Below are 13,902 nucleotides of genomic sequence, written 5' to 3' on the forward strand. Positions count from 1 at the left end.
GCAATATGGATTTAGAGCAGAAATGCTTTAAAACAGGTGCTCATTTGCATCGGATATATTATTGAACGACATTATAAAAAAATAAACTGACACAAGATTCAAAGAAGGAGAAAAAAATGAATAGAATCAAAAAACTGATAGTAGGATTCCTTGTATCTGCTATGGTACTTGGAATGGCAATCACAGCCTATGCGGCTTCCGGAACAATTACAATTGGAAATGCCAATGCAGGTCAGACATATGACGCTTACCGCGTATTTGACTTTGTGCCTGCTGATGAAGGAAATCTTCAGGATTCAGGCGGTATTTACAAGCTTGCTTCAAAGTTTTCCGGCCTTCCTTCATACACATATGATAATGATGGAAGTAGTGTACCAATGAGTTCATTCTTCACGGTTGGTGACAATGATATCCTTGATACATCAGGACTTACTTCAGAAGATGATGTTAAGGTTTTTGGTAAGGCTGTACTTGCTTACGTAAAGGCTAACGGAATCGCAAATGACGGTTCAACAACAGCTACAGAAGATGGCGTAGCTACAATTTCAGTTAGTGAATATGGTTATTATGTAGTGGATTCATCACTTGGTAGTGCGGTAGCAGTTGATACAACAAGACCTGATGCAGCTATCACAGAGAAGAACAGTGCACCTGAAATTAGTAAGCTGGTTAAGTCTGCTACAAATGAGTCAACAGTTTACGGCGATAAAACAGGAAACGATGCACAGATTGGTGATACAGTAGAGTTCACTATCGAAGCTAAGCTCAAGGTTGGCGGTGAGAACTATGCTATCGTTGATACATTGACACCCGGACTTACACTTGTTGATCTCCAGGACAGCAATGTTTCTTTCTCAGACAGTTCTCTTGGTTTCAGCATTGACAATGCTTATGTTGACGAGAATGGAAATAAGGGATTCAAGATTACATTTGAGGGTGAACCTAAGTCTGATACAACAGCAACTGTTACATATCAGGCAGTAGTTAACAAGGATGCGGTTATCGCATCTGAGGAAAACATCAACGAAGCTTTCCTCATCTATGGTAACGGAACAGAGACAACACATGTTACAACAAAGACAATGACATATCCTCTTCAGATCAAGAAGATCGCTAGAGGTGATGCTTCCGAGAACCCGAAAGTTCTTCCCGGAGCAGAGTTCCAGGTAATCAGAGAATTTGATAATTCAGTTGTTAAGCTTACAAAGGTTTCTGATACTGAGTACAAGGTAGATCCTGAAGGAACAGTAGAGGCTATCGTTACAGTTACAGAGACACCTGTTACAGTTGAAGGTCTTAACGCAGAGAACTATGTTCTTGTTGAGACAAAGGCTCCTCAGGGATACAACCTTCTTGAGAGTTCAGTAACTGTAAATGGAACAGAGTATAAGCATGCTCAGCAGGTAACAGTTTCTAATACATCAAATACCGCAAAAGCTCAGGTTGCGATTGTTGAAGATGGTACAGGTCTTACACTTCCTTCAACCGGTGGTATCGGTACAACTATCTTCTACATCATCGGTGGAATTCTTGTTGTAGCCGGAATCGCATATTTCATCGTTCGCAGAAAAGCTGACGCTGAGTAATACCCGGTATGAAAAAGTTTAATTGTTTTGAATCTTGATAAATCGTTCGATCATTTTATTCTTCAGGGGAAGGTTACTTCTCCTGAAGAATATAAATATCCGTATTGATTTCTAAAGATTGATATGAAATAAACCGATAAGGTGAAAAGATAAGAATTGCTCAGATGAAGAAAGATAAACCAAAAAAAAATAACCTAAAGAAAAAATTACCCAATATAATATTCGGATTGATTTTTATTGCAGGATTAGGTATATTTTTATATCCTTCAGTAAGTAATTATATCAATTCACGAAATCAGAGCCGAGCAATTTCTAACTACGAGGAAATGGTTAACAGCATTTCCGAAGAAGATTATTCAAGGATGTGGAGCGAGGCGCGGGCGTATAATGAAGAGCTTGCGAAGAAGCCACTTAATTTTGAACTTTCAGATGAAGAGAGGGAAGAGTACAATAGCATTCTTAATGTATCTGGAACAGGAATAATCGGATATATTGAAATTGAAAATATAGGGGTCAACCTTCCAATTTATCACGGAACCGCGGAATCGGTTTTACAGGTTGGTATAGGACATTTGGAGGGAACATCGTTTCCCACCGGGACTAAGAGTACACATGCGGTACTCTCGGGACATCGAGGACTTCCGTCCTCTAAGCTTTTTTCTGACCTTGATCAAATGATCGTAGGAGATACGTTTTTACTTCATATTTTAGATCAGACGTTCGCATATCAGATTGATAAGATAAACATTGTTCTTCCGGAGGAGACCAATGATCTTGCAATAGTCGATAATGAAGAATACGTCACGCTTGTTACCTGTACTCCTTATGGAGTTAATACACACAGAATGCTTGTTAGGGGAAAGCGTGTTGATTATAACGAAGAAACTAGACTTATAGTACCGGCAGATGCCTTAAGGTACAACAACATGGTAGTGGCACCGTTCATCGGGGCACCGATTCTTATAATAGCTTTTGTAGTATATCTAATTAGGACGTCAAAGCCTAAAAGGGTAAAGGGAGCAAAGAAAGAGTAATTGCTCTACGAGGTATTTGTTTTATGATTAAGGTAAGAAAATTATTAAGCCGAACAGTTGTTACACTCATGACTGCAGTGATGATTTTCGGTCATGCTTCTGTGGCAGCGCAAGCCAGAGAGAGCATTGACACATCCAAGAACGGTTCATTGTCTGTTACATACAAGTTTGGCGAAGACAAGTTGTTTGATGGTGTTAATTCACGCATCTACAAAATTGCCAGTGCTACGGAGGGAGGTTCATTTACTCTCGATCCGGGTTACATCGACAGATCATCAATAAAAGATCTGGACGGTATTACAGATGAAGCTTCTGCTCAGAAGGAATGGAAGCAGATTTTGGATGATGTTATGCCTTATGCTGTTAGTGAGCATAAACCTGATCAGGAAGTTGTTTCAATAGGTGGTCAGGCAAAGTTTAATAATCTTCCACTTGGTATTTATCTGGTTTGTGCAGATAATTTCTATGAGACAGAGAATACATATGCATTTACACCTTTCTTGATATCTGTTCCTCAGCTTGATGAAAATGACAGTTGGGTTTACGATGCGAAAGCAGGAAGTAAATGTGAGAAGTTTGACAGAATGGTAGATCTTGAGCTTCACAAGAGATGGAATGATGATGGATATACTGACAAGCGTCCCTCTTCCATTGATGTCAAGATTATAAAGAATAACGAATTATATCAGACAGTTACACTGAATGATTCAAATAATTGGACATATGCTTGGAAAGAGAAGCCCGGTAATACATGGACATTTGAAGAAGTATTAGCTTCAGATTCCGGATATTCAGCTTCAATTTCCGAATCAAAAACATATAAAGAAGATGTTGCATCGGAGATTTATACAATTACAAATACGTATACGCCTCCTACAACACCTCCGCCAAGTGATGATGAGCATCATGAAGATAACGGCGGACATGATGACGGTGACGGCGGAAATCAGGAATTCCCTGATGTTCTCGGTGCTGTAAGAAAGCTTAGCGAGCTTCCTGCGGTATTGGGTGCGAGAAGACTTCCACAGACAGGTCAGTTGTGGTGGCCTCTTCCCATCCTTATTATTGCCGGAGTGGCACTTATAGTAAAGGGAATTAGAAGGAACCGTAATATTTAATAGCTTATATATACCCCATGAGATATACTCATGGGGTAATACTATATAAGAAATGTGAGGGGCAATAAATTGAAAAAGATTCCAGGATATCTCTATATGCTTTTGGGTGCAGCGCTTATTTTTATCGCAGCACTTATTGTAAAGAATAATTTTGATGAAAACGCGGAAGCAGGAGCGGCTTCTGACAACCTTTTGGGCGGTGTTATCGAGCAGATGCCGGGAAGAGTTCTTGAACCCGAATTGTCAGGAGACATGCCTATTGTTGATGTTGACGGTAGAAGTTTTATTGGTACTGTTGAGATACCTTGTCTCGGACTTTTACTTCCTATTCAGAATGAGTGGAGTAATGATAATGCCAAAGTATCCGTCTGCAGATATATGGGATCGGTATATGATAACGATCTTATCGTTGCCGGACATAATTACATTGAGCATTTCGGTAAACTCAAGGAATTAAAGACAGGCGATAAAGTTATTGTTACTGATATGAACGGAAGAAGCTTCTATTTCCAGGTTTCTAACATGGAGACTCTCGGAGCATACGATACAGAGAAGATGGAATCCGGAGATTGGGATCTTACCCTCTTTACGTGTACAATCGGCGGCGCAAACAGAGTGACAATCAGGTGTGAGGCGACAGGAGAAGCATCTCAGGTCGGAGAAGTTCCTGATGTAATAAAAGCTGCTGAAGAAAGTAAACATATCAGAAAACGTAAATAAAACAAAAATAAAACATCTAATTTATATACGCATCAATCCGATATAAAAAATAGCAATAAATAAGAAACTTATATTTTATAGAGTTAATAAAGTTTTTAGCACTCTGTTGTGGACAGTGCTAATGTTACATTATATAATGACAGTACAAAGAATCCATGGAGAGGAGATGATGCGTAGTGATCATAGTAAAAATGAATGATACAACTGTAGAATGTAGCATTGCAGCATCTGAGCTTCATGAAATCGGACTTACTCCCGAAGCGGTTATAAACGGCGAGGAGAATACCACATCTTTTTTTGCAAAGCTTAATAAAGAAGTAGGACAGCAGTTAGGATACAATCCGGAAACTGAAGTCATGATGATGAGCAAGAACATGATGATGGATGGCAGCATCAGAATTTTTGCGGTTAAGATGAGCAATGACGATATACAGACAGCATCCGATCGCATAAAAGGAGCAGCTGAGACTGTTCTCAGAATACTTACTCAGGAAAAGATTGATGAGATCAAGTCAAAGAGCGGCAGAGAAAAGGGAGTTGCACTGAATGAGGTTATAACCAATGTCAGTGAGGCAATAAACAGAATTTACGGCAGAGACAAGCTTTATACTCTTCCGGAGGAAACACCCAATACTCCCGAAACAAGCTATCAGCCACTTTCTGATTATGCCGAGTACATGGTTGAATTTGATACTTTTGATGAAGCAAAACGTTTCTCAAAAGTAGTCCAGAAGCTTCCAATCGTAGATTCTTCTTTGTATAAACTTGAAGAAGGCTACTATATGATATTGGGACTTCTGTCCAGGGATGAAAGTGTTATCTACGATCTCAGAAGAGCTGGAGTTGAATATTCAAACATGCTTGTTGTTAACGCAAGGGAAACGATGTATGTTAGAGAGCATGGAGAGAGCTTGATAAAGAGCGATGCGATAGTACATCTTACAGATTTGGCTTGATGAGGAATGCATATTTAAGACATGAACGATCATATTACAGTATTTGATTTTTCAGGAATATATAATGAAGAGAGCTTTTATCATGAAGATAAAAGCTCTCGTTTTTGTATTATAAATTGCAGGAATATCCCCGGTACGAATTGTATGTGCGATGATGATGCAATCGCGCAGATAAGGGAAAAAATCAGAGCAAATGCCTTGGAAATGGCAAAACCTGCCGGTGATAATGACTGCGAGGAATACTTTGCCAAAGGAATCCACTTTATCGATTCGGGAAATTATCACTATATGTCTGCGATAATCACCGATATGATAAAAGAACCTTTTTCCTTGGTTGTTCTCGATCACCATCCCGATATGCAGCCACCTATGTTTGGCGACATATTGTCATGCGGCGGATGGGTTATAAAGGTTATTGAAAATAACCCAAATGTCAGAGACGTTCATGTAATTGGCGCTGACAGAGAATTCATAGATAAGCTTGATATAGATGATGCAAAACTCGTTAAATTCTACGATGTTTCAGATGTGAGAGAGAGCCTTCCTGAAACTCAGTGTCCTGTATTCTTATCTATTGATAAGGATGTTATAAGGAGAGAAGAACTTGTAACAAACTGGGACCAGGGCGAAATGACCAAGGATGAGCTCCTTAAGTTCATAAAAGAGTTATTTAACAGTAGAGAAGTCATCGGAGTCGATATCTGCGGCGAATGTGCCCCCGATCAAGAGGGCATAGATATTACAAAAGAGGCTTCGGTAAATGACGAACTCAACCTTAAGATCATAAAGGAAATTATAGATTTATGAAGAGGCAATCAGAATGCTCTTTTTGGACAATGTAAGTATGAAAAATATAAGTCAAAAAACTTGGAATTAATTCTTACAAAGTAGTATTATTCATGTAGAGGGACCTATTAATCATATAGAGAAAAAGGAGAAGCCGGGATGATCATTGGATTCGCTATCTGGAGCATTGTAGCACTAACTTTTGTTGCGATTGCCATTTCTACTTACAGAGCTGAAGAGCCGGTGGGATTTTTTACTTTTGTAAAGCCGCCGGTAGTTAAAGATATAAAAAAATATAACAAGGCAGTATCAGTCCTTTGGCTTGTTTTTGCAATAATACTTGAAGTTATAGGCATACCATTCTTATTTTTAAAACAAAACTCTCCACTTTTCTTAGTAATGATTTTAGGAGTCGTAGTTCTTGTTATAGGCCTTATGATTGCTTATTTGAAAATTGAAGCTAAAGAAAAGGCTTGATTTAGCACTGTAGAGTTAACCGCTATCTATATAATTGAGATAGCGGTTTTATTTTGGTTTCACTGCCAGAAGCTTTTTTTAAATCGTTGGCATTTGTATAAACTGCAGTCTTAGTTTTTATCTCCCTTAATATTTCTTATATGTTTAATATATTAGATTGGAATTTTGAAATAATATCTTTCCCATCCGCGTAGCCAATGGGACTTTGAGCAGAGCACTTAGCGGCTGTGACTACTTAACGAGGTATTTCCGAGTTTAGTAGTCGCGTGTTCTGGCGAGCAAAGCGAGAGCAGAACTTCCTTAAGTTAGCTTAGTGCGAGCCATGGGTGAACACTTGACGAGCTTGTTCACAAGCGAGTCTAGTGTGAATCCCAGAACCCGCGCAGCGAAGCTGCTGGGTGAGAGTCCCCTTCCGTACGAACAAAAAAAGGAACCGGTTCATCGAACCGATTCCTTTTTGTTCGTGCGGAAGATGGGACTTGAACCCACACGACATAAACAGTCACAAGATCCTTAGTCTTGCTCGTCTGCCAATTCCGACACTTCCGCATATATACGCCCTTTATGAGCTATAAACTTACTCATTGCATTGGATTAAATCCAATGCAGGAGAAGGGACTTGAACCCTCATGTTGTTGCCAACACATGGACCTGAACCATGCGCGTCTGCCATTCCGCCACTCCTGCAAACAACGTAGTTAATAATACCCACTTTTTGACGCTCTGTCAAGAGGTTTTAAAGGGCTTAAATAAAAGTAAATCAATAAATCTGTGTTATCTTATCTGCAAATACATAAAGACGATTCATTGTGTCGCGATTTTTAAAGTATCCTTTTGCGAGATAACCTGCGCTGGCACCGGATAATATGGCGAATACAAGGCAAAGCTGCGACTGGCTGATAAAGCTTGCTCCAAGAAGTACACTTGCGGAAATTAAAAGGGATGCCAATATTATAATGTGCTTCATCATTTCCTGATGCATAACATTTATGTGTAGCTGAATCCCCTCGCGTTCATCTCGGATCTCTTCATCTGAAAGGACATCCCAATCGAGTTTGTCCAAATGTCTCAAAAAATCTCTGAATCTCTTTTCCATCTTTTTTCTTTTCTCTCCTGAATATAGTTAACTAAAATTTCATACAACATTATAGCAAAAAAGATTTAATATACAATAATATTCGATAGATATGATAAAATAGCAATTATGAAGAAGAAGCTGATAATTTTGTATCTGGTATTTACAATAATCCCGCTTGCGATCTTGGATGCAGTTGTTGTAGGGGGGATTTTGCGCTCTGAACAGACCAAAAGGTATCACGAGATGGAGAATGTTGCCAGCGCGATAAAATATGCCTGCTCTGCTGAATTTGAAAGCGCCGTGAAGGTTGCTAACAGCATATATACAAGTAAGTATATCTATGATTTTATCAATGAAGATTTTGAATCGGCGCTTGAATACTACACCAGATACAAGGAGTTCTTTGATGACACGCTTATTGATGTTATGGCAGCTCAATATGATGTATCTTATAAAATTTACAGTGACAACAAGACAATGATCAGCGGATCGCAGTTTCAGAGGCTTGTAAAAGCTTATGATGAGCCATGGTATAAGTTTATGAAGGAAAAAGGACTCAAATCGGGACTTTTTTTTGATTACAATACCAAACAGGTCGGACTGGACTCGAATACGAGAAAAATTTTCTATTTTAAGGTGCTGGATTTCTATGACTACGGCTCCGAAAATGTTCTTCTTATAGATATCGATTACGGCAAATTCAGCCGTGCTCTCATGAATATGAATTATGATCTTGATGCATACCTTTGCGATAATGACAAGATTCTTTTGACAAACGGTAAAGGAATGAGTGTAGCTAAACCGTACAGCTATGTATCGGAACTTGAAAATATCGGATATACGGAGGATATGCAGATATATAACCAGCTTCTTAAGATCTATGTTGTTGACACTCAGTCGGAGATATATGACTGGTGGGGAAGTTGGGGGATTTATTTGCTTGTTTTGGCAGGATTTAATGTTATTTTTCCGGTTCTTTTGCTGCTTCGAATCAATAAGATCGCATACGGTTATACTCTTAGAGAGCAGACAATGATAATGACAAGACAACATGCCGAGCTTCTTGCGCTTCACAGTCAGATTAATCCGCATTTTCTTTTTAATGCGCTTGAGAGCATAAGGATGCACTGCATTATAAAAAAAGAGTCGGAATCCGCCTACATGATAGAAAGACTTGCAAAGCTCCAGAGGCAGTATACGGAGTGGCAAGAAGACAATACAACGATTGAAAATGAAGTTGATTTTGTAAATAACTATCTGGAACTTCAGAAGTACAGATTTGGTGACAGGCTTTCTTATTCGCTTGATATCGAACCTTCGTGCAAAAAATTTCTTGTGCCGAAGCTGACACTTGTTACGTTTGTAGAGAATGCCTGTATTCATGGAATTGAGAGTAAAACCTCAAACGGCTGGATTTTTTTGAGGGTCCATGAAAAAGATAATAATATGGTCATAGAGATAGAAGATACCGGAAACGGAATGAAGGAGGAAGAAACGGAGAAGCTTCTTACTTCAATGCGCGAAGCAAATATCTCGATGCTTGAGAAGAAAGGGCGGGTAGGCGTTGTAAATGCGTGTATTCGTCTGAAGATGGTTACTGACGATAAGGTGTTGTTCAAGATTGATTCCGAAGAAGGAATCGGAACGATAATAACAATAACTGTTCCGGAAGAATGTTTAAAGAAGGGAGTATAGAGTGTTAAAAGTATTACTTGTAGATGATGAGCCGTTTATTTTACAGGGGCTTAATGTTCTTATTGATTGGGAAGATTACGGATTTGAAGTTTATACAGCACAGGATGGTAAGACTGCTTATGACATGATATCCGGGCAGGGATTTGATCTTGTGATCGCAGATATCAAAATGCCTGTCATGGACGGCATTGAGCTGCTTAAAAGAATAAGAGAAGATGGTAATGATGTATCATTTGTAATACTGAGCGGATTTGCCGAATTTTCCTATGCCCAGGAGGCATTAAAGCATAGATGTTCGGCCTATATACTAAAACCGGTTGAAAAAGACAGCCTGATAGCGGTCGTTGAAAAGGTCATAGCCAGCAAGGAAGACCAGGAAATAGAGACAAAGCGCAATAAAAGATTTGAGAAAGCATATTTTGAGCAGAGCCTTAAGAGAGTTCTTCGCGGAAAGCACAGTGAAGAGGATATTGATTATCTTAGCGGCAAGATAGATGCGGATGAGGATATGTGCTATGTGGGGATAGAATTTGCGCCTGAAATAGATGAGCTTGAGGTAATGGATGATGAAAAGAACAATCGCCTCGACAGGCTTTATGAGATTGCATCGGAGTATCTTGGGAATGATAATTATCTGCTTATGAGATACGGTTTTGGCGATGAGAATATTTATGATATAGGTTTTCTTTACATAAGTAATATCGGAAAAGATATAGATCAGAGCGACGAAGTGTTTTTGAAGGAAATGATAAAATATCTCAAGAGAGTGAGCGGACTTCCGATAGTTATGCTTGTGGGAAGAGTTGTCAGAGGGCTTGAATCCATCTCAACATCCTATACCAGTGTCAATATTCTTCACTCGTTACAAGGTTTTAGAGAGAAAAAAGATATCTATTTCTATGAGGAAGAGTATCAGATAAAAGATAAAGGAATCCAGCTCTGCAAGAATAAACTTGATGAGCTTATTTCCGCTATTGAACTTAATGAGAAGGTTAAGATAAAGCAGAAGGTTGATGAGTTCCATGATGAGATGAAAAAATCCGGAATTACAGGGAAAGCATATAATCTCAATATAAACTATCTCTTTTTTCAGCTTATTCATATTACAGGTGAGCAGGACAGCGAAGTTGATCAGGAAGAAATTCTCAGAAATATATCGGAGAATGTTTACGAACAGGGAATTCGAAGAGGTTCAAAGGCACATCTTTACAGGATGGCATGCGAGTACGGCGATTATCTGGGGCAGCTTCAGAAAAATGTTTCAAAGGGCGTTCTGGCCAATGTTGAGGAGGAGATAAAAAATAATTATTCCAGCAATCTTACTTTGAAGGGACTTAGCGAAAAGTATTATGTAAACAGCGCATACCTGGGACAGCTTTTCAGGAAAAAGTATGGATGCTCGTTTAAGGATTATCTCAACAGGCAAAGACTCGATGAAGCGGCTCTTCTTCTTAAAAAGACCGATGATAAGATCTACACGATCGCAGAAAAAGTGGGCTACAAAGACGTTGATTACTTCGTAAACAAGTTCATTGAAGCTAAGGGATGTACCCCGGCAAAGTATAGAAAACAAGAACAATAATTTGTCCTACTTTTATATATATTTCCTCCCATGTTTTAAATATAAAATTTTAATAAAATGTTTATATAAAAATAAGGAGGATTTCTTTTATGAAGAAGAAAGTTGTTAGCATGCTCATGGCATCCTGCATGATTGTTGCGGCACTGTCAGGGTGTGCATCGGGTGGAAAATCAGATCAAACATCAGCAGGAAACTCCGGTTCAGACGGTGGGGTAAAAGAATTTACAGCATTTTTCTCTGTTCCTCACGCTGAGATCAATGACGACAATGAGATCCAGCAGATCATTGCCGAGAAAACAGGAGTAAAAGTAAAAGAAACTTGGCTTACCGGTCAGACAGCAGAAGAGGCAATCGGTACTCTTATTGCGGGCGGCGAGTATCCTGACTTTGTAGATGCAGGAGACGGCTCCGTACAGATGTATGAGGCGGGCGCACTTGTTGCACTTGATGATTACATTGATAAATATCCTAACATCAAAGAATTCTTCACGGATCAGGAGTGGGATTCACTTCGTCAGAGTGATGGTCACATCTATTGGATCCCTCAGTTCTCTAACATCTATGGTGAAGAGAGAGTCTGCGCACATAACGACGAGGCTTTCTGGATCCAGACAAGAGTACTTGAGTGGGCAGGTTATCCTCAGATTCATACAATGGATCAGTACTTCGATCTTATTGAAAAATATTATGCAGAAAATCCGACAATGGAAGACGGAACAGCAAACATTCCTTACACAATTCTTTGTGAGGACTGGAGATACTTCTGTCTTGAGAATGCACCTCAGTTCCTTGACGGATATCCGAACGACGGTTCAGTTATCGTTGATACAGATAACATGAAGATCGTTGATTACAACACAACAGATACAGCTGTTAAATACTTCAAGAAACTCAATGAAGAGTACAAGAAGGGCATTGTTGATCCCGAGTCATTCACACAGACATACGATGAGTACATTGCAAAGCTTTCAACAGGACGTGTACTTGGTATGATCGACCAGTGGTGGGATTTCGCATACACAGCAGGTGATGCTCTTAAGGCTGCAGGCCTTGATGCAAAGGGCTGCCAGTATGTACCCCTTCCGATCACAATCGAAGAAGGTATGCACAACCAGTGGCACAACTCAGGCGGAATTGTACACACAAGTTCAGGACTTGCTGTTACAACAAGCTGTAAGGACGTTGAAGGTGCACTTCAGTTCGTAAACGACCTTCTTAGCCAGGAAATGATGGATCTCAGATTCTGGGGCGTTAAGGATGTTGATTACCAGGTTGGCGATGACGGAATGTACTCAAAGACACAGGATATGAGAGACAAGGATGCTGATACAGCATACAAGGCTTCTCACAAGTGCGAGTATTCATATTTCCCTCAGTGGGAAGGAACAAGCAGAGACGGCAAGAACGCTATGAAGCCTGAGCAGCAGGAGACAGAGTTCTATGATGGACTTTCAGATAACCTTAAGAACTGCTTCAAGGCATATGGTGTTAAGACTTACGTTGAGATGCTTGGAACAACACCTGCACCCGGACCTTGGTATCCTATGTATACATTCTCACAGACTATGACTACAGCAACACCCGGTGGTACAGCTTGCAATCTTATGGATGAATGTAAGCACCAGTACCTTCCTAAGGTAGTTATGGCAGATGATTTCGATGCAGGATGGGCAGAATATATGGAAGCATATAAGAAGTGCAAGCCTGAAGACTTCATCGCTGAGATGCAGACTGAGTTGGAGAGAAGAGTTGCAGAAGCAGCTAAGTATAACAACTAAGTAGAAGGAAAATATATAGCGGGCTTTCTTGGTATTCCAAAAGAATGCCCGCTATACTTATACGATTTTATAGGGAAATAGAAGAAAACGAGGAGTGGTTTTATGGCTCAACTGGATAAAGAAAAGCTTTCAAGTGAACAGGTAGTGGAAGTGGATATTAAAAGTGCACAGAAAGCTCATTTAGTTAAAGAATTTAAAAGACAGTGGGTTCTTATCGTATGGTCTTTATTCTTTTTTGCATACGGTATCCTGTTTTGTTATGCACCTCTTGTAGGGTGGCTTATGGGATTCCAGCAGTATAAGCCTAAGGATGGAATCTTACATTCAAAATGGATCGGATTGGAGAAATTTAGAGCTCTTTTTTCCGATGCTACATATCTTAGAGTAATCAGAAACACGCTTGCAATGGGTGTTATTAACCTTGTTGCTACAACAATTATGGCAATTTTGTTTGCTATTCTCTTGAATGAGATTCAGGGAATGCGCAAGAAAAAGTTTGTTCAGACTGTTTCTTATTTGCCGCACTTCCTGTCATGGATCATTGTTACAGGTATTCTCCATGATGCTCTTTCAGGAGCGGGTATTGTTAATGAGCTTCTTACTAAATTCCATTTAGTTTCTCAGCCCATTAACTTCTTTGCACATGAAAAGTATTTCTGGCCGATCGTTGCCTTTGCCAATGTTTGGAAGGAAACAGGTTGGAATGCAATTATATATTTGTCGGCAATAACAGCTATCGATCCTGCTTTGTATGAAGCAGCTGCTATCGATGGAGCGGGAAGATGGGATAAGATCAGATTTGTTACTATTCCCGGAATCAAGTCGACTATCATCATTCTTCTTATCATGAATGTTGGTAATGTCCTCAACGCAGGATTTGAGATTCAGTATCTCTTGGGTAACGGTCTTGTTCAGCAGGTATCTCAGACAATTGATATCTATGTTCTTAAATGGGGTATCAGCCAGATGGATTACTCACTTGGAACGGCTGCGGGTATATTTAAGAGTGCAGTCAGTATTGTTCTGATCTTGATATGTAATGAAGTCGCCAAGCGTCACGGCGAAGAGAGATTGTTCTAAGGGGGAATCGCG

12 protein-coding genes and 2 tRNA genes are annotated in these 13,902 nt (G+C 39.6%); 11 read left to right on the forward strand and 3 right to left on the reverse strand.

Going from position 1 to position 13,902, the window contains the following annotated elements; translation table 11 throughout:
* Positions 1-116: 116 nt before the first annotated feature.
* From T356_RS0101980 to T356_RS0102010, 7 genes are all read left to right on the forward strand, one after another.
* Positions 117-1,586: a SpaH/EbpB family LPXTG-anchored major pilin gene (locus tag T356_RS0101980; RefSeq protein WP_026513051.1), complete on the forward strand. Its 1,470-nt coding sequence runs from the start codon at positions 117-119 to the stop codon at positions 1,584-1,586.
* Between the two features lie 164 nt (positions 1,587-1,750).
* The gene (locus T356_RS0101985; protein ID WP_035780198.1) at positions 1,751-2,620 is read left to right on the forward strand and encodes a class C sortase; all 870 of its coding nucleotides are present in this window, start codon (positions 1,751-1,753) and stop codon (positions 2,618-2,620) included.
* A gap of 23 nt (positions 2,621-2,643) precedes the next feature.
* Positions 2,644-3,738, forward strand: coding sequence for a Cna B-type domain-containing protein (locus T356_RS0101990; RefSeq protein ID WP_026513053.1), 1,095 nt, complete (start codon positions 2,644-2,646; stop codon positions 3,736-3,738).
* Positions 3,739-3,807: 69 nt separating this feature from the next.
* Complete coding sequence (locus tag T356_RS20060) at positions 3,808-4,458, forward strand: sortase (RefSeq protein ID WP_051563086.1); 651 nt, start codon at positions 3,808-3,810, stop codon at positions 4,456-4,458.
* A gap of 176 nt (positions 4,459-4,634) precedes the next feature.
* On the forward strand, positions 4,635-5,414 hold the full coding sequence (locus tag T356_RS0102000) for an adaptor protein MecA (RefSeq protein WP_026513054.1): 780 nt from the start codon (positions 4,635-4,637) through the stop codon (positions 5,412-5,414).
* 21 nt (positions 5,415-5,435) lie between these two features.
* Positions 5,436-6,221, forward strand: coding sequence for an arginase family protein (locus T356_RS0102005; protein ID WP_026513055.1), 786 nt, complete (start codon positions 5,436-5,438; stop codon positions 6,219-6,221).
* A gap of 138 nt (positions 6,222-6,359) precedes the next feature.
* Complete coding sequence (locus T356_RS0102010) at positions 6,360-6,677, forward strand: hypothetical protein (protein WP_026513056.1); 318 nt, start codon at positions 6,360-6,362, stop codon at positions 6,675-6,677.
* A 464-nt stretch (positions 6,678-7,141) separates the two neighbouring features.
* On the opposite strand, the gene T356_RS0102015 is transcribed toward T356_RS0102010, so the two are convergent.
* The 3 genes from T356_RS0102015 to T356_RS0102025 form a co-directional block, all read right to left on the reverse strand.
* Positions 7,142-7,226: transfer RNA gene (locus tag T356_RS0102015), tRNA-Leu, on the reverse strand.
* Positions 7,227-7,281: 55 nt separating this feature from the next.
* Positions 7,282-7,364: transfer RNA gene (locus T356_RS0102020), tRNA-Leu, on the reverse strand.
* A gap of 73 nt (positions 7,365-7,437) precedes the next feature.
* Positions 7,438-7,773, reverse strand: coding sequence for a hypothetical protein (locus tag T356_RS0102025; protein ID WP_026513057.1), 336 nt, complete (start codon positions 7,771-7,773; stop codon positions 7,438-7,440).
* Positions 7,774-7,881: 108 nt separating this feature from the next.
* Between T356_RS0102025 and T356_RS0102030 the strand changes: the two genes are divergently transcribed.
* The 4 genes from T356_RS0102030 (at position 7,882) to T356_RS0102045 (ending at position 13,890) form a co-directional block, all read left to right on the forward strand.
* The gene (locus T356_RS0102030) at positions 7,882-9,450 is read left to right on the forward strand and encodes a sensor histidine kinase (RefSeq protein WP_051563087.1); all 1,569 of its coding nucleotides are present in this window, start codon (positions 7,882-7,884) and stop codon (positions 9,448-9,450) included.
* A gap of 1 nt (position 9,451) precedes the next feature.
* A complete protein-coding gene (locus T356_RS0102035) occupies positions 9,452-11,032 on the forward strand; it encodes a response regulator transcription factor (protein WP_026513059.1) in 1,581 nt (526 codons plus the stop codon).
* An 89-nt stretch (positions 11,033-11,121) separates the two neighbouring features.
* Positions 11,122-12,810, forward strand: a complete 1,689-nt coding sequence (locus T356_RS0102040) for an extracellular solute-binding protein (protein WP_026513060.1) — start codon at positions 11,122-11,124, stop codon at positions 12,808-12,810.
* 102 nt (positions 12,811-12,912) lie between these two features.
* Positions 12,913-13,890 (forward strand): ABC transporter permease, encoded by a 978-nt coding sequence (locus tag T356_RS0102045; RefSeq protein ID WP_081777713.1) that lies wholly within the window; start codon positions 12,913-12,915, stop codon positions 13,888-13,890.
* Positions 13,891-13,902: the final 12 nt, after the last annotated feature.

The sequence above is a fragment of the Butyrivibrio sp. LB2008 genome, assembly GCF_000621565.1.
Taxonomy (GTDB): Bacteria; Bacillota; Clostridia; order Lachnospirales; family Lachnospiraceae; genus Butyrivibrio.

Bases quoted from the DNA above. Each gene is read 5' to 3' on its own strand.
- T356_RS0101980 (WP_026513051.1), top strand. From the start codon at position 117: ATGAATAGAATCAAAAAACTGATAGTAGGATTCCTTGTATCTGCTATG.
- T356_RS0101985 (WP_035780198.1), top strand. From the start codon at position 1,751: ATGAAGAAAGATAAACCAAAAAAAAATAACCTAAAGAAAAAATTACCC.
- T356_RS0101990 (WP_026513053.1), top strand. From the start codon at position 2,644: ATGATTAAGGTAAGAAAATTATTAAGCCGAACAGTTGTTACACTCATG.
- T356_RS0102005 (WP_026513055.1), top strand. From the start codon at position 5,436: ATGAACGATCATATTACAGTATTTGATTTTTCAGGAATATATAATGAA.
- T356_RS0102010 (WP_026513056.1), top strand. From the start codon at position 6,360: ATGATCATTGGATTCGCTATCTGGAGCATTGTAGCACTAACTTTTGTT.
- T356_RS0102025 (WP_026513057.1), bottom strand. From the start codon at position 7,773: ATGGAAAAGAGATTCAGAGATTTTTTGAGACATTTGGACAAACTCGAT.
- T356_RS0102030 (WP_051563087.1), top strand. From the start codon at position 7,882: ATGAAGAAGAAGCTGATAATTTTGTATCTGGTATTTACAATAATCCCG.
- T356_RS0102040 (WP_026513060.1), top strand. From the start codon at position 11,122: ATGAAGAAGAAAGTTGTTAGCATGCTCATGGCATCCTGCATGATTGTT.
- T356_RS0102045 (WP_081777713.1), top strand. From the start codon at position 12,913: ATGGCTCAACTGGATAAAGAAAAGCTTTCAAGTGAACAGGTAGTGGAA.